The sequence below is a fragment of the Streptomyces roseolilacinus genome, assembly GCF_014649335.1.
Lineage (GTDB): Bacteria > Actinomycetota > Actinomycetes > Streptomycetales > Streptomycetaceae > Streptomyces > Streptomyces roseolilacinus.
This window is the reverse complement of sequence record NZ_BMSV01000006.1, coordinates 286,207-302,151: the sequence shown is the minus strand read 5'-3', so window position 1 is coordinate 302,151 and position 15,945 is coordinate 286,207. Positions and strand designations below refer to the sequence as shown.

Sequence of the window (15,945 nt, the reverse complement as noted above, 5' to 3'; positions counted from 1 at the left end):
AGGGAGAACTCCCTGGACCCCTCCCTGACCCGCATCCCTGGCACTGACCTGCACAAACGACCTTGCAGGGAGGCAGGGAGGCGTCCCAGCTCACAGCCCCCGAAACCCCCACCCGGACACCCCGGCAAGGGGGTGTCTCTACCTCCCTGAGCACCACCCAGAAGCCATTCCGCATGAGGGCGGCCCCCGTCTCGGCAAAGTCCGGGGCCGCCCTCGTCTCCCAGTCCGCTACAGACCTACGGAGGTCTTCCAGCATGACCCATCCGACCCTGATCCGGCGAGATGCCCGGACCGGCCTTCTGCCCATCGCCCTGGCGCTGGCCGACACCGGCGTGCCGGTCCTGCCGCTGCGGGCGGGGAAGGTCCCGTTCGGCAACTGCCGCGACTGCGCCACCAACGCGTGCGGCGGGCGGCCGAACATGAAGACCCCCGGCCCCTGCTCGTGCCCGCGGCCGTGTCACGCCTGGGCCGCCGCCACCACCGACCGTGCCGTGCTCTCCTCGCCTGCCTGGACGGCCGTGTGGCGGCGCGCTGCCGCCATCGCCTACCACCCCGGCGGCACGGGGGTGACCGTGGTCGACCTGGACGACGCCGACGCGGTCGCCTGGGCCCGCGAGCACCTGCCCGCCACCCGGACCGTGCCGACGACGCGCGGGCAGCACTGGATCTACCGAGGCGTGATGCCCTCAGCCAACGGCGTCCGGCCCGGTGTCGACATCAAGTCGACCATGTCCTACGCCCGCTACCTCGGCCCCGGCGCCGGCACCGTGGCCGAACTGCCGGACGCCGTGCGCGCCCTGGTGAGGAAGCCGTCCGTGATCCGGCCGCCCCTGGCCGCCGTCTCCGCGCCGGTCCCGGCCGGGGGCGGGGAGTGCCGCCACCGCTCGCCGGTCTTCCTGGAGCGCGGTATCGCCATGGCGGAGCAGCGCATCACCGAGGCCCGCAGCGCCGTCCACGCGACCGTCTACCGGACGTTCCTGGCGGTGTTGTCGACGCACGGCCGGTGTGGCTGCCTCACCGACCGGCACGTAGCCCGGCTGTTCACGGCCGCGCAGGGCAAGGGCGAGTCACCCCGGCACTGCACGGACGCGTGGACCAACGCGCGCACCGCCTTGGGGATGTGAGCCATGTCCGAGGACGACAAGACCCCGGCCCGCGAGATCATCACCGACTACGCGCAAGCGCACTTCCGCTACTTCCGCACCGCTGACGGCACCGTCTACGCCCAGCGCATCGGCCAGCCCATCGCCCGGCCGATCCGTTCCCAGGGCACCTCGGGAAGCCACCGGCAGGAACTCATGATCGGCCTGTTCAACGACGGGCTCGGCGTGTTCAACGGCACCGCTCTCAAGGAGGCTCTGGACTTGCTCGAAGCGCTCGCGATGACCGAAGAGGTGCAGCCCGTCCACATCCGCGTCGCTCCCGGCTCCGGCGGGGCGACCTGGCTCGACCTGGGCCGTACCGACGGCAAGTCCGTCCGCATCCACCCCACCGGATGGGACATCCTCACCCCTGAGCCCCGTGAAGTCTGCTGGCGCAGGACCCAGCTCACCGGAGAACTCCCCCTCCCGGCGAAGGACACCAACGGCAAGGGCCTGGACCTGCTGCTGCGGCTGTGCAACTTCGCGAACGCCCAGACCGAGAGCCTGGCGATCGCCTGGCTCATCGGCTGCCTGGGCCCGTCCGTCCCCGTCCCCGCCCCGTTCCTCACCGGGCCGCAGGGGGCGGGCAAGTCCACCGGCGGTCGGATGCTCATCCGGATCATCGAGGGCATGAGCGCTGATCTGCGCCGCGCCCCGAAGGACGAGGAGAATCTCGTCACGGCCGTCGCGGCCGGATGGGTCACCGCCCTGGACAACCTCTCTCACCTGGGGCCCGATCTGTCCGACCTCATGTGCTGCATCGTCACCGGAGCCGAGACCGTCAAGCGCGCTCTGTTCACCGACGGCGACGTCGTCCGCTCCCGTTACCGTCGGCCGCTGCTGCTGACCGGCATCGACGTCGGTGTCATCCGGCCGGACCTCGCGGAACGCCTCCTCCCGCTGCGCCTGGAACGCCCCCGCGTACGGCGCACCGAGGCGGAGTTGTGGGCGGAGTTCGAAGAGGCCCTGCCGGTCATCCTCGGCTCGCTGCTCGACCTCACGGTCAAGGTCCGCGCCACCGAGGCCGACATCCCCACCGACCTGCGCATGGCCGACTTCGCCCACCTGTGCGCGCAGCTCGACGCCGCGACCGGGTTCGGCGCGCTGGGCGCCTACCGGGCCAGCCTGGACGACCTCAACGACGACGTCATCGAAGGCGACCTGCTCGCCCAGACCGTCCTCAAGCACGCCGCCGGCATCGAGCCGGGCACCGAGGTCCGCATGACGTCCGCCGAGTGGCTGCACGCGCTGACCCAGCTCTACACCGGCGAGGACTTCCACCCCTTGCCCAAAGGCTGGCCCACCACCGGCAAGGTCCTCTCCGACCGTCTCAAGCGCCTCCAGCCCGTCCTGGCCGCCCGCGGCGTCCTCGTCGACTGGGGCCGCACCAAAACCGCCCGCTACATCGAGATGACCTGCCCCACGCCCCCGCCGCCGGATCAGCAGAGCGAGATGTTCTAGCCGCGCCACGGCGCGCGCACAAGCAAGAGGAGCACCCCCGCCCCGCCCGACGGGCGGTGCTCCTCTTGCTCTTCGGCGGCCGCGCCGCCGCCCTATGGGCGTGCCGCTGTGCGGCTCCTTCTTCACGCTCTGAGGGGGCGCACGACAACAGACACAGGCCCACTTTTTTCCTAAGGAGGAAGACGCTGCGTCACCTGCGTCACCAGGGCCCCCAAAACGACCCCTGATCTGCAGGAACAGGGGTGACGCAGGGCCCAGAAGCCTGCGTCATCTTGCGTCACCTGCGTCACCCCATGACGGAAGGCTGCGTCACCGGTGACGCAGCCCGCACCCCTCTGCGTCACCGAAAACCGCAGGTCAGGCGGATGGATGACGCGGATGACGCGGTGACGCAGAAATCAGCACCTAGGACAACTGTCGGCTGGTCCTCCCCAGTCGTCCCCAGGCGCGAAGGCCAGATGCCCGCCACCCCGCCAAGGAGTCTGCTGCCTTGTCGACCGTGATCCCCACCAGCCACACGGCCGTGACCGTCCCGGAAGCCATGGCCGCCCTGAAGTACAGCCGCAGCAAGATCTACGACCTCATCCGCTCCGGCGCCCTGCCCAGCTACACCGAGGGACGCGCCCGGCGCATCCCGCTCGATTCGCTCCGCACCTACATGCACAACCGACTGGAGGAAGCTGCCTGATGGCCAAGAGGCGCGCCAACGGCGAAGGCACCATCACGAAGCGGTCGGACGGCCGCTACCAGGCCGCCGCGTACGTCTTCCGCCCGGACGGCACCCGGGTCAGGAAGTTCGTCTACGGCAAGACCCGGGACGAGGTGAGCGCCAAGCTCATCGAGATGCAGGACAAGACCCGTCAGGGCATCCCCGCCGCCACATCGGCCATGCCCTTCGGGGACTACCTGACCTACTGGCTCGCCGCCATCGCCCCGACCCGGCTGAAGCCGGCGACGCTCAACAGCTACGAGGGACTGTCCCGGCTCTACATCCGGCCCGCCCTCGGCAAGAAGCGGCTCAACCGCCTCTCCCCCACGGACGTCCGCCTGTTCCTCGCCGCGTTCAAGGACGGGTGCCTGTGCTGCCTGCGCGGTGTCGACGCGGCCCGCCCGGAGGAGGAGCGGTCCTGCTGTGCCGTGAGGAAGTGCTGCGAGCGCCGGCCGTCGGCCCGGACCGTGCAGTACGTCCACGCCGTGCTCCGGTCGGCCCTCCAGCAGGCCGTCCGGGAAGAACTGATCGGCCGGAACGTCGCCAAGATCGTGGAAACCCCCACCGTGCAGCGCGAAGAGGTGCGCCCGCTGGACGCGGGAGAAGCCCGCCTGCTCCTGAAGACCGCTCGGGACCACCGGCTCTACGCCCTGTGGCTCCTGCTGATCTCCACGGGGCTGCGGCGCGGGGAAGTCCTCGGGCTCACGTGGTCGGACGTCGACCTGGTCGCCGGACAGCTCCGGGTCCGCCGGAACCTCCAGAGGATCAAACGGGAACTGATCTTCGGCACTCCCAAGACGGCCCGGTCCGTCCGGACGGTCTCGCTCCCGAAGCGGTGCGTGGACGCGCTCCACGCGCACCGGGCCAAGCAAGACGAGGAGCGGAGGGTCGCCGGCGCGAAGTGGAAGCCGCTCGATCACCAACCGAATGGGCTGATCTTCACCACGTCGACGGGACGAGCCACCGACCCCCGCAGCCTGAACCGCATGCTCACGCTCCTGTGCGCGAAGGCCAAGATCCGGCGCGTGCGCGTTCACGACCTTCGGCACACGTGCGCCTCCCTGCTGCTCGCCCAGGGGGTGGACGCCCGGATCATCATGGAGACGCTCGGGCACAGCACGATCACGATGACTCTCGACACCTACGCGCACGTCATGCAGACGACGCTGAGGGCGGCCGCGGAGCGGATGGACGACGCCCTGGGTCCGGATGCCCCGGCCAACGGGGAGATCTTGTAGTCGGATGCCTTGCTGGAGACGTCGGACCGTCTCATGTGGGTGAAGACCATCCGGGTGGTGCCCTCAGGGACGGGTTGATGTCACCCGCTGATGTCAGAAGGCCCCCGGGATGATCCCGGGGGCCTTCTGAGCTGTGTGCACTCGGCAGGATTCGAACCTGCAACCTTCTGATCCGTAGTCAGATGCTCTATCCGTTAAGCTACGAGTGCCTGCCAGCGATCTTACTCTCTGGCTTTCCTCCCGGGCTTTTCGGCCCGGTCGGCGTTGCGAGAACAACATTACATGACCTGCGCCGTGACGCGAAATCCATTAGCCAAACCAGCCCCCACCTGGGCAAATCACCCACCAGGCCCCTGGTGAAGACCCCGGGAACGGCGGAAGCCCCGGCCGTTGGGCCGGGGCTTCCGTGGGGCGGAGGCGGAGGGATTTGAACCCTCGATGGGCTTTAAAACCCAAACCGCATTAGCAGTGCGGCGCCATAGACCGGACTAGGCGACGCCTCCAGTGCACCTGCGCTCGCGCGTGTGGTGCGTGCAGATGATGACACAGCCCGGGGCCGCGCCACCAATCGCCGTCCACGGTACTAGGCGTCGGGGGCGCAGGGCAAAGGCTTACGGTTGCGCAACGCGGCGGCCGGTGCAGCGTTAGAGAGGTGGGGAGCCGGTCCCCGCCGGCGCCCCGCATGGTTCCCGACCACCTTGGAGTCCACATGCTGCGCCGTCTCGTCCTGACCTCCGCCGCCTCCGTCGCCGCCCTCGGCGTCGGCGCGCCCCTCGCCGCGGCCGCGCCGCTGCCGCCGCTGCCGCCGCTCTCCTCGCTGCTCACCCACTCCGACTCGCTGACGATCGTCGTGGAGCGGTCCGGCAACCCGGCCGCCGACGGAACGTTCAGGTTGGAGTGCGACGGCGACCGGAGCAGCGGCACCCACCCGCGCGCCGACCGGGCCTGCGCGCGGCTGGCGACGCTGTCCGAGGGCGGCCAGGACCCGTTCGCGCCCGTCCCCCAGGACCGGATGTGCACCCAGCAGCACGGCGGCCCCGCCACCGCCCACGTCACCGGCACCTGGCGCGGCCGCGAGATCGACGCCCGCTTCACCCGGACGAACGGCTGCGAGATCGCCCGCTGGGAGAACCTGAAGCCCGTTCTCCCGATGGCGCGGTCGTAGCGCGGCGGCGCACCCACCAGCGGTTATGGACCGGGGGCGTACGCCATGTGCACAAAACCTCGCGCAGAGCTCCCCCTCATCCGCCGCCCCGCGTACACCCTCAACCCTTAGACTCCCTCCCGTAAGTGGCAGTAGGTCGGTGGGAGGAAGCGTCGTCGTGAGCAGCAGGCCATCCCGAGGCGCTGCTCGCCTCGCAGCCATACTCGACGCCCTGCCGGACGGGCTCGTCCTCGTCAACACCAACGGCACGGTCGTCAACGCCAACACCATCGCGCTCGAGATGTTCGAGACGCCCGGTACGGCGCTGGTGGGGCGTGGCCTGCTGGACCTGCTGCCCTCGTTCGACTCGCGCCTCATCCCGGGCTCCATGCGGCGCCCCGAGGCCGCGGACCGGCTGGGCAGGACGAAGCCGACCCGCATGGTGGCCCGGCGGACGGACGGGAGCGAGTTCCCCGTCGAGGTCACCAGCGCCGGCCTGGAGGACGGCCGCGAGGCGTACGACTCGTACGGCCCCAGCTCGTACAGCGGCGACGAACTGCTGATGATCGTCGTCCGCGACCTCTCCGGGACCATCGACACCGAGGCCGAGCTGGCCCGTTCACAGCGCCAGACCGAGATGATCCTGCGCGCCGCCTCCGAGGGCGTCGTCGGCACGGACACCGACGGGCGCATCGTCCTGGTCAACCCCGCCGCCGCCCAGATGCTGGGCTGGCGGGCCAGCGACCTGGGCGGCAAGGAGCTCCACTCGCTGATGCTGCACTCGCGCGCGGAGGGGGAGCCCTTCCCGTACGACGAGTCGCCGCTCGCCGACACGCTGCGCTCGGGGCGCAAGCACCGCGTCCGGGGGCAGGTCGTCTGGGCGAAGGACGGCTCCGCCGTACCGGTGGACCTGACGACCGCCCCCGTGCGGGACGGGGACCAGCTCGTCGGCGCCGTCATGACGTTCGCCGACCGGCGCCCGTACGAGCAGCTCGCCGAGGAGCACGCCGACCGGATCGCCGCGCTCACGGAGAAGCACGAGGCCGAGACCGCCGGGCTGACCGAGAAGCACGACGCCGAGGTCGCCGCGTACGAGGAGCGGCTCGCCGAGGCCGCGGAGCGGTACGAGTCGCTCGCCGCGCGGCACACCCAGCTGACCGCCGTCCTGGGCGGGTCGCTGCGCGGGCCGCTGGAGGAACTGCGCCGCGAGCTGGGCACGCTCGCGGCGGACCCCGCCGGGCAGCTGTGGCCCGAGGCCAACCAGATCCTCCACCACCTGGCCGCCGGGTACGCCCGGATGACGACCCTCGTCGACAACGTCCTCGGCTTCCAGCGGCTGGACGTGGGCGAGGAGGAGCTGAGCAAGGAGCCGGTGCTGCTCGACGCGGTCGTGGCGAGCGGTCTCGACGGCGCGGTCGAGCTGATCGGTCCGGGGCGGGTGCAGTTCGCGGTGCACGCGCCGCCGATCGAGGCGGAGATCGACGGCGGGCGCCTGGCGACCGCCCTGGCGCACCTGGTCGCCGACGTCGCGGGCGTCGACTCCACGGGCAAGGCGCGCGTCACGGCGGACGGCGGTTACGCCGACTCGACGATCGTGGTGGCCGCGGCGCAGCGCGGTGAGGTCGTGCGGATCGAGGTGCGCGGGCCGTACGCCGGCGGCGACCCGGTGCACGAGCCGATCGTGCGCGGGATCGTGCGCGCGCACGGCGGTGTCCTCCAGACGCACGAGGTGCCCGGTACGAACGGCAGCGCGTACGTGCTGGAGGTGCCGCTGGGCGCGGGGAGGGGGGCCGACGCGCCGGTCGCCCCCGAAGCGGACGACGAGGACGCCGCGGAGACCGGAGCCGGGGAGGCGTCGGAGGGGGCCGTGGCCGTGGCGCTGCCCGCGCAGCAGACCGGTCCGGGACGCGTCCCGGGTTCCGGTGACACCACCGTGGGCGGCGGGCGGCGGCGGGCCCGGCGCGCCTCGACGGACGCTTTCCTCGACAGTCCGGTACGCGCCGAGGACCCCGTGGCGGCCCCGCCGACCGGCCGCCGCCGCGCCGCCGCGCACTCCGGGGACGCGACGGGGGAGCAGCGGCTCGTGCCCGCGCAGACCTCCGGGAGCCCCGAACCGACCGGACGCCGTCGCGGGCGGCCCAGCCCGGCCGAGGCCGTACCGGCGGAGGGCTCCGTCGTGACGGCCGCCGAGTCGGCGCAGGCCCGTCCGGCGGCGCTCGGGGACACCGTCCCGCCGCAGGGCGTCGCCCCGGCGGGTGACGCCGTACCGGCGCTGCCGCCTGCGTCGGTACCGGCGCAGGCGCCCGCGGGGCGCCGTGCGCGCCGGGCGCTCTCGGCGGGCCAGGACCGTTCCGGGTCGACCGGTGAGGGCACGGGGCGGGCGGCCTTCGCCCTCCCCCCGGCCGCCGCGGACCGCGCCCGGACCGCGCCCGCCCCGACCGGCCAGGACACCCAGCCGGCCCAGGCCGGCCGGGCCGTGCCGGCGGGTGGACCGGCGGGCCGACCGGCGGCGCAGGCGCAGCCGATCGCGCCGGCCGCTCCGGTCGCGCCGGCCGCGGAGAGCCGCCACGACGCCGTGCGCACGCCGCCGGGCGCCGACCACACGCCGCCGCAGCCCCACCCCCTCCCGATCCCGACGGGCGGGCCGGTACCGCCGGGTGCGCCCGTACCGCCTGGTGCCGCCGGTGCCCCCGTACCGCCTGGTGCCGCCGTACCGTCCGCCGCCGTACCGCCGAGTGCCCCCGCCGGTGCCGGCGGCCCCGCTACCCCCGTACCGCCTGGCACTCCCGTACCGCCTGGCGCTCCCATGCCGCCCAACGCCCCCGTGCCCAACGGCGTCCCCGTGCCGCCGGCCGCCACCGGCGCCGCCGTACCTCCGAGCGCCCCGGCCACCGCCGCCGCTCCCGCGCCCGGTGACGCGGCCGGCCCCACCGGGCGGCGCCGCGCCGTGGCCGCACCCGGAGCGCCCGCGGCCCCCGCGGCCGGCACGCCCCAGGGGGCACCCGCCGACGCGGCCGGCTCCACGCAGGGCCGGGCGTTCAGCGTCCGCACCCTCGGCCAGGGCGTGCCGTTCGCGCAGCAGGCCGCCACGGCCCAGCACCAGACGCCCGCCCAGGGCACCGGTACCGGCTCCGGGCGCCGCCGCAGGCTGGCCACGCCTCCGGAGGTCGACCCGCAGCCCGCGCCCGACGCGGCCACCGCGACGCCCGCGGCCGGCACCCCCGCGCCGGTGCCGCACGCCGCCACGCCCCCCGCCCACCAGCGCCTCACCGCCCCCGCCGAGGGCCGCGCCTACGAGATAGGGGCACCGGACGAGGGAGCGGACGAGGGCCCCGAACCGCTGGACGGACCGGGCGGCGCCGTCGAGGTCGCCAACGAGCCGCAGCCGCAGCCCGTCGACGACGAACTGCCGCCCGAGCCTCTGGACAACCCCCGCCGCCTCCTCGTCTGGCCCGCGCCGGACGTGTCCACGCAGCAGGCGCTGACCGACCGCGGTTACCGGCCGGTGATCGTGCACTCCCGCGAGGAGGTCGACGCGCAGATCGCCGCGTTCCCGGCGGCCCTGTTCGTGGACCCGCTGACCGGGCCCATCACGCGCACCGCCCTGCAGTCGCTGCGCCAGGCGGCGGTCGCCGCCGAGGTGCCGGTGCTGCTGGCGGCCGGGCTCGGCCAGGCCACCCGCGAGGCCGCGTACGGCGCCGATCCCGCCGTGCTCCTCAAGGCGCTGGCGCCGCGCGACAGCGGGCAGCACCCGTCGCGGGTCCTGCTGATCGAGGAGCACGACGAGATCGCGCACGCGCTGGCGGCCGCCCTGGAGCGGCGCGGCATGCAGGTGCAGCGGGCGGCGGTGGACAGCGAGGCGGTCGCGCTCGCCACGCAGCTGCCGCCGAACCTCGTCGTCATGGACCTGATGCAGGTACGGCGCCGGCGGGCCGGGATCATCGACTGGCTGCGCGCCAACGGCCACCTGAACCACACGCCGCTGGTCGTCTACACCTCGGCGGGCCTCGACGAGGAGGACCTGCCGCGGCTGGCGTCGGGCGAGACGGTGCTGTTCCTGGCGGAGCGGTCCACGAGCCCCGAGGTGCAGTCGCGGATCGTCGACCTGCTCGCGAAGATCGGCACCAACTGACGCGACGAGGGGGGAGGACCGGGCCTCGCCCGCTCCTCCCCCCTCACGTACCGGGGCAGCCGGTCAGAGCCGGGTGACGTCCAGCTCCCCGTCCGCGTACTGCTTGCGGATCACCTTCTTGTCGAACTTGCCGACGCTCGTCTTCGGCACCGCCGGGATGACCGCCCAGCGCTCCGGCAGCTGCCACCTGGCGATGCCCGACTCCGCGAGGAACGCGCGCAGCACCTCGTAGCCGATGTCCGCGCCCTCCTTGAGGACGACCGTCGCGAGCGGGCGCTCGCCCCACCGGTCGTCCGGGACGGCCACGACGGCGGCCTCGGCGACGTCCGGGTGGCCCATCAGGGCGTTCTCCAGCTCGACCGACGAGATCCACTCGCCGCCCGACTTGATGACGTCCTTCGCGCGGTCCGTGAGGGTGAGGAACCCGTCGGGGCTGATGACGCCGACGTCGCCGGTCTTCAGCCAGCCGTCCTCGCTGAACTTGTCCTCGGGGCGCAGCGGCTCGCTCTGCGAGCCGCCGTAGTACGCGCCCGCGATCCACGGGCCGCGCACCTCCAGCTCACCGGCCGACTCGCCGTCCCACGGCAGCGTCTCGCCGCCCGGGCCGATCAGCCGCGCCTCGACGCCGGCCGGGAAGCGGCCCTGCGTGACGCGGTACGGCCACTCCTCCTCGTCGGACAGGCCGGCCGGCGGGAACGCCATGGTGCCGAGCGGGGACGTCTCCGTCATGCCCCAGGCATGGCAGAGGCGGACGCCCAGCTTGTCGTACGCCTCCATGAGGGAGGGCGGGCAGGCGGCGCCGCCGATGGTGACGTTGGCCATGGAGGAGATGTCACGCGGGTTGGCGGTCACCTCGGCGAGGAGGCCCTGCCAGATGGTGGGGACGGCGGCGGCGTGCGTCGGCCGCTCCTTCTCGATCATCTCGGCCAGCGGGGCGGGCTGGAGGAAGCGGTCCGGCATCAGCATGTTCACGCCGCTCATGAAGGTGGCGTGTGGCAGGCCCCAGGCGTTCACGTGGAACTGCGGGACGACGACGAGGGTCGTGTCGCGGTCGGTGAGGCCCATGGACTCGGACATGTTCACCTGCATGGAGTGCAGGTAGATGGAGCGGTGGGAGTAGACGACGCCCTTGGGGTCCCCGGTGGTGCCGGAGGTGTAGCACATGGCCGCGGCCTGGCGTTCGTCCAGCTCGGGCCAGTCGAAGGTGTCCGGGCGGCCCTCTATCAGCTCCTCGTAGTCGTGGACGCGCGGCGCGGCCTCGTCGAGGACGGAGCGGTCGCCGGGGCCGGAGACGACGACGTGCTCGACCGTCGGCAGGTGCGGCAGGAGCGGCGCGAGGAGCGGGAGGAGGGAGCCGTTGACCAGGATGACCCGGTCGGCGGCGTGGTTGACGATCCAGACCAGCTGCTCGGCCGGCAGGCGCAGGTTGAGCGTGTGCAGGACCGCGCCCATGGAGGGGATCGCCAGGTAGGCCTCGACGTGCTCCGCGTTGTTCCACATGAGCGTCGCGACCCGGTCGTCGCCGGTGACGCCGAGTTCGTCGCGCAGGGCGTTGGCCAGCCGCGTGGCCCGGACGCCGGTCTCGGCGAAGCTGCGGCGGTGCGGCTCCGGCCCTCCGGTCCAGGTGGTGATCTGCGACTTCCCGTGGATCGTCATCCCGTGGTGAAGGATGCGGGTGACGGTCAGCGGTACGTCCTGCATGGTGCTCAGCACGGCGTCCTCCCGATGGGCGCTCGCTACGCGGCAGTGTGGTGTGCAGATTCTGCTCACATACCGAGCGGTATGTCACTACCCGGAGGTACGCGGTTTCACGTGAAACACCCCCGTGAGTGCCCTGCTCGGGCCGTCTCCGCCCGGGTAGGACCGCTCGTGCGCGACGTGCCGCTCGGCGTCACCGTACCGGCGAGAGCTCCGGATCGTCCCGTAGTTTGCCGAGTGCGCGGGAGACGGCGCTTTTGACCGTGCCCACGGAGACCCCGAGCACCGCCGCCGTCTGCGCCTCGCTGAGGTCCTCGTAGTACCGGAGGACGACCATGGCGCGCTGCCGGTCGGGGAGCCTCATGACCGCTCGCCACATCGCGTCGTGCAGGGCCTGCCGCTCGGCCGGGTCGGGCTCCGGCACGCTGTACGGCTCGGGAAGCTCGTCGCACGCGAACTCCTCCACCTTGCGCTTGCGCCACTGCGACGTGCGCGTGTTGACGAGGGCGCGGCGCACGTAGCCGTCGAGGGCGCGGTGGTCCTCGATGCGCTCCCAGGCCACGAACGTCTTGGCGAGGGCGGTCTGCAGCAGGTCCTCGGCGTCGCTCGGGTTGGCGGTGAGCGAGCGGGCGGTGCGCAGCAGGAGGGGCCCCCGAGCCCGTACGTACGAGGAGAAGGACGGGTACGCGGTGGCGGCCGTGGAGGCTCCGGCGCAGACGGGGCCAGTAGTCGCGGTCATACGTCCACGCTAGGAGCGGGTGCCCGCGCGGGGATCGCCCCCAGGTCCCGAAACGGTGTCCCCCTCAGGTTGTAGGGACGGCACGGGTCCCACCTCCTGTAGGGGGAGGGGAGGCGGCCACGCGGTCAGGGTTCCGGGGGCCGGAGACGGCGCGCGGCCCGCACCCCGGTACCTCCGTACCAGCGTGCGGGCCGCGGATCGCCGCCCCTCCCCACCCCCCTCTTTCGTCGCCCTCCCCTGGCGCCCCTCGTCGCCTCACCCCTCGGGCCGTGGCCCACCTGGTGGGGACCGCGTGGTCGGCGGAGCCGGCGCGGCCGGCCTCCACGCCGGTGGTGGGGCCGCGCCGGGGGGGCAGGCGGTGGGGATGCGGGTCATGCGGTCCTCCCTGAGTGGTGTGCCCTCGTCGTCTCGCGGATCATGCTGCCCATCACCCCTCCGGCAAATCGGGGTGTACGCCCCGATCCCCCTGAAGCGTGACAGCCCTCCCGATAAACCCCGGACCCCGTGGATCACACCGCCGCGGGATCACCACCGCGCCGGCGCCGGGTCCGTTCGACGAGCACGAAGGTCACGCTGATCAACAGCGCCCACGCCCCGAACTTGGTCAACGCGACCGGCTCCCAGCCGTCCAGCTGGTGCGGGTAGCTCCAGGCGCCGACGTACGTGGCGCCGTTCTCGGCGACCCAGAGGAAGAACCCGATCAGCACGAACGACAGCCCGAGCGGCATCCGGTACCACCGCTCCCCGACCGTGAACCGCACCCGGGCCCGGCGGTCGCCAGCAGCAGTCCGGCGGCGAGCGGCCAGCGGAGGTCCGGAAGCCAGTGGTGGGTGAGGAAGTTGACGTAGACGGCACCGGCGAGGACCGCGGTCACGGTCGCCCGGTACCCGAGGACGCGCAGGTCGAAGAGGTGCCAGGCCCGCCACACGTAGCTCCCGACCGCGGCGTACAGGAACCCCCCGTACAGCGGCACCCCGGCGACCTTCGTGAGGGCGTCCTCGGGGTAACTCCACGATCCGAGCCGCACCTTGACGAGTTCGAACAGCAACCCGATGACGTGGCAGGCGGCGATCACCCCGGTGTCCCGCGCGGTGTCCCACCCCACCCGCCGGGCGACGAAGGCCAGGGCGACCCCGTACACGAGCACCAGGTCGTACCGCGCGACGGGCAGTTCGGGCAGCACGGCGGACACCGCGATGCCCCCGACGAGCGCCACGGCGAAGGCACAACAGCGCACCTGCAGAAGCCCGAACGAGAGGAACTGCCGCACACCACGAGACATCGCGTCCATGCCACCAGGGACGCACCGCGCCCTGCCGCCGGTTTTCCTCCGGCCCGCGCAGGCGGGGCGGAACCGACCGGATTCGAACCGGCGTCCTCGCGGTTTTGGAGACCGCGCGCGACGACCCCTGCGCTACGGCCCCGCCCCACCGGTCACTCTAGAAAACACCGCACCCGACACCAAGAGGGGTGCCCCGACGACGGGACACCCCTTCTCGACCGGCGCGGGCACCGGTCCGCTGCGGTGGGTGCGGAATGGAACCCACGGTGACTCGCGCGCGACGACGGTTTTCAAGATCTTTCCGCGATGCGGCGAACAGGCGGCTCGGTCGCAGGTCAGACGGATACGAGCCTCCCGACGCAGTCGTCGTCTTCGTCGTCACGCCCGTCACGTGCCCCAAGCTCAAGATCATGCCCTCCGAGCGAGGGCTTCGCCTGCCCCTCCGGCCCCCGGCCCGCGGCCCCCTCCGAAGGTACGTTGTCCATCATGGCCAGCCAGATCTTTACCTTGATCGGTGTTCTCATCGGTGCCCTGACGTCCTACTTCGCGACGGTGACAGCCGAACGTGCCAGATTCCGCAGGGAGATGACCACACGATGGGACGAGCGGAAGCTCGACACGTACATCGAGTACGTGACGTGCATCAAGGAGATCCAAAGGGCCGCGATGGCTGCCGGGCGAGCCCGTGACCAGGGCAGGGATGCCTCTGAGGCGTTGAAGGAGATGGAAGAGAGCGAGAACAGGAGGTCGGTCCTCTTCGAGACCTTCGTCCTGCTGAGCAATGAGAACGCTGCCACCGCCGCTCATGCAGTCAACCAGCGAACCTGGGAACTGCTGGAGAGGGCCCGGGCAGCGTCAAGCGGCACGGCCGAACTTCGCTCGATTCCCCTGGTTGAGACGCTCAACATGCTCCATGAGGCAGCGCGGTCGGATCTGGCGATATCGAGCAGCGTCGCCGCGCTGTGAAGTCCGCATGCTCAGTAGGCACACAGCGGCCCCTCGACCACAGGTTCGGTCAGGGGGCCGCTGCGGTAAACGACCACGGCACGATGCTCGGTCCGCTGTGGTGTCCGCGGGACCGTCGCCGTCAGTGTCCGACCGATTGAGCCGACTGTCCGCCGCCTCCGCCACTGGGGCGTCACGACCGGCAACGGGCCGAGCGTAGTGGCGGGCGGTGACGCTCGTGTCGGAGTGCCCGAGACGGCGGGGGCGCCGTCGCTGGCTGTGGGTCCGTAGGGGCGTGCGTGGCCGGGGAAAGCGGTGGGCTGGGACGGAGGGCAGCCGACGCAGGTCACGAGTGCCGGAGACAAGTCAAGTTCGCGCGTTCCTGCGGAGGGTGGCCGCACGGTGAGCAGTCGACACCGCCAGGGCGGCGAACCAGGCTCCCCCCAGGCCCGGTCCAAGGAGTTCCCACCAGTCCACGACTGGCTCCGCAAGGATCCCCGCGACCCACCAGACGTCGTAAGACACGACGCCGACCAACGCCACGGCGACAAGAGCCGTCGACCACCAACGCTCAGGCCAACCCTTGCTCATGATCCCCCCAGCCAGACCCACCGACGCCGACACGCCCAGTGTGCCGTGCCCCGTCGCACGGGGAGCGGCGGGGAACATCGGGTGGTGCGAGCGAACCGGCACACGAACGGCCCCTGACCGAATTACCTGGTCAGGGGCCGTTTTGTCTGGCGGTGGGTGTGGGATTTGAACCCACGGTGACTCGCGCCACGACGGTTTTCAAGACCGGTGAGAAACCAGGCTCCACATGGGTTGTGAGCTGGTCTTATTCCACCTCACCGCACCGCCTGCGATACGACTTGGCCATAGGATGGCCATAGCCCACTAAACAGCGAGCCTGCACCTAGCGCCCGGACAACCACTGAGCAAGCGGCGGAACCGCAGCCAGAACAGCGAGAGCGGCGCCTAGAGGCAACGCAAGGGCGGGGAAAGCATGGACGAGAACCGCAGCCAGGATGGCCGCGCTCAGGAGGCCCGCCCCATAGACACTCCGCCGAGAGATCCTTCGACGCTGCGGCACACCTTGGAGCTGTCGCCTCGCGCCATTGACCTTTCTCGAAGTTGAGACTCGGGGCTCAATCGGTACTGTCATTCCTGACCCTTCTCCTGCTGAGAGTTTGGTCAGGGCGGCTCCCGTGCTAGCGGGGGCCGTCTCTCAGTTTGGCCACGCCACCCTGACTGCCTGCCTAGGGTGACCCAAACTCCACACCTTTTGCATCTCGGCCCATCATTAGCTAATTTGCTAAAGCAACGAAGTAAATTACGCATCTGTAGATGCGCTTAGGTGGGCCAATCTACCCATTTTGCCTCCCGATGTTGCAACGTCACGTTGCAATGTGTAAGTGTAACTTGGTAGATCACCTTGCAGGTCACAGGCGCCCTTCT

Annotated in this window: 9 protein-coding genes, 3 tRNA genes and 1 pseudogene; 7 read left to right on the top strand and 6 right to left on the bottom strand. The window is 71.7% G+C overall.

Going from position 1 to position 15,945, the window contains the following annotated elements:
- Positions 1 to 254: 254 nt before the first annotated feature.
- The 4 genes from IE106_RS16610 (at position 255) to IE106_RS16595 (ending at position 4,550) form a co-directional block, all read left to right on the top strand.
- The gene (locus IE106_RS16610; RefSeq protein WP_189534652.1) at positions 255 to 1,124 is read left to right on the top strand and encodes a bifunctional DNA primase/polymerase; all 870 of its coding nucleotides are present in this window, start codon (positions 255 to 257) and stop codon (positions 1,122 to 1,124) included.
- A 3-nt stretch (positions 1,125 to 1,127) separates the two neighbouring features.
- On the top strand, positions 1,128 to 2,603 hold the full coding sequence (locus IE106_RS16605) for an AICE element replication initiation protein (RefSeq protein WP_189534651.1): 1,476 nt from the start codon (positions 1,128 to 1,130) through the stop codon (positions 2,601 to 2,603).
- A gap of 490 nt (positions 2,604 to 3,093) precedes the next feature.
- Positions 3,094 to 3,291 (top strand): helix-turn-helix domain-containing protein, encoded by a 198-nt coding sequence (locus IE106_RS16600; RefSeq protein ID WP_189534649.1) that lies wholly within the window; start codon positions 3,094 to 3,096, stop codon positions 3,289 to 3,291.
- Positions 3,291 to 4,550, top strand: coding sequence for a tyrosine-type recombinase/integrase (locus IE106_RS16595; protein WP_189534647.1), 1,260 nt, complete (start codon positions 3,291 to 3,293; stop codon positions 4,548 to 4,550). Before IE106_RS16600 ends, IE106_RS16595 begins: the two co-directional genes overlap by 1 nt.
- Positions 4,551 to 4,686: 136 nt before the next feature.
- Here IE106_RS16595 and IE106_RS16590 read toward each other — a convergent pair.
- Together IE106_RS16590 and IE106_RS16585 are read right to left on the bottom strand one after the other, a co-directional pair.
- A tRNA-Arg gene (locus IE106_RS16590) sits at positions 4,687 to 4,759 on the bottom strand.
- 203 nt (positions 4,760 to 4,962) lie between these two features.
- A tRNA-Ser gene (locus IE106_RS16585) sits at positions 4,963 to 5,053 on the bottom strand.
- A gap of 206 nt (positions 5,054 to 5,259) precedes the next feature.
- Here IE106_RS16585 and IE106_RS16580 point away from each other — a divergent pair.
- Together IE106_RS16580 and IE106_RS16575 are read left to right on the top strand one after the other, a co-directional pair.
- Positions 5,260 to 5,715: an SSI family serine proteinase inhibitor gene (locus IE106_RS16580; RefSeq protein ID WP_189534645.1), complete on the top strand. Its 456-nt coding sequence runs from the start codon at positions 5,260 to 5,262 to the stop codon at positions 5,713 to 5,715.
- A gap of 157 nt (positions 5,716 to 5,872) precedes the next feature.
- Positions 5,873 to 9,826: a PAS domain-containing protein gene (locus tag IE106_RS16575; RefSeq protein WP_189534643.1), complete on the top strand. Its 3,954-nt coding sequence runs from the start codon at positions 5,873 to 5,875 to the stop codon at positions 9,824 to 9,826.
- A 63-nt stretch (positions 9,827 to 9,889) separates the two neighbouring features.
- Here IE106_RS16575 and IE106_RS16570 read toward each other — a convergent pair whose 3' ends face one another.
- From IE106_RS16570 to IE106_RS16555, 4 genes and pseudogenes are all read right to left on the bottom strand, one after another.
- Entirely contained in the window at positions 9,890 to 11,539 is a 1,650-nt protein-coding gene (locus IE106_RS16570; protein ID WP_189534641.1) for a long-chain fatty acid--CoA ligase, read from the bottom strand.
- A 178-nt stretch (positions 11,540 to 11,717) separates the two neighbouring features.
- The gene (locus tag IE106_RS16565; protein WP_189534639.1) at positions 11,718 to 12,263 is read right to left on the bottom strand and encodes a SigE family RNA polymerase sigma factor; all 546 of its coding nucleotides are present in this window, start codon (positions 12,261 to 12,263) and stop codon (positions 11,718 to 11,720) included.
- A 509-nt stretch (positions 12,264 to 12,772) separates the two neighbouring features.
- A pseudogene (locus IE106_RS16560) lies at positions 12,773 to 13,554 on the bottom strand (DUF817 domain-containing protein).
- 58 nt (positions 13,555 to 13,612) lie between these two features.
- Positions 13,613 to 13,687: transfer RNA gene (locus IE106_RS16555), tRNA-Trp, on the bottom strand.
- A gap of 344 nt (positions 13,688 to 14,031) precedes the next feature.
- On the opposite strand from IE106_RS16555, the gene IE106_RS16550 reads away from it, so the two are divergent.
- Positions 14,032 to 14,511, top strand: a complete 480-nt coding sequence (locus IE106_RS16550) for a hypothetical protein (RefSeq protein WP_189534637.1) — start codon at positions 14,032 to 14,034, stop codon at positions 14,509 to 14,511.
- Positions 14,512 to 15,945: the final 1,434 nt, after the last annotated feature.

Excerpts from the sequence above, each read along its gene's own strand:
- IE106_RS16610 (WP_189534652.1), top strand. The coding sequence starts at position 255 with ATGACCCATCCGACCCTGATCCGGCGAGATGCCCGGACCGGCCTTCTG.
- IE106_RS16605 (WP_189534651.1), top strand. The coding sequence starts at position 1,128 with ATGTCCGAGGACGACAAGACCCCGGCCCGCGAGATCATCACCGACTAC.
- IE106_RS16595 (WP_189534647.1), top strand. The coding sequence starts at position 3,291 with ATGGCCAAGAGGCGCGCCAACGGCGAAGGCACCATCACGAAGCGGTCG.
- IE106_RS16580 (WP_189534645.1), top strand. The coding sequence starts at position 5,260 with ATGCTGCGCCGTCTCGTCCTGACCTCCGCCGCCTCCGTCGCCGCCCTC.
- IE106_RS16565 (WP_189534639.1), bottom strand. The coding sequence starts at position 12,263 with ATGACCGCGACTACTGGCCCCGTCTGCGCCGGAGCCTCCACGGCCGCC.
- IE106_RS16550 (WP_189534637.1), top strand. The coding sequence starts at position 14,032 with ATGGCCAGCCAGATCTTTACCTTGATCGGTGTTCTCATCGGTGCCCTG.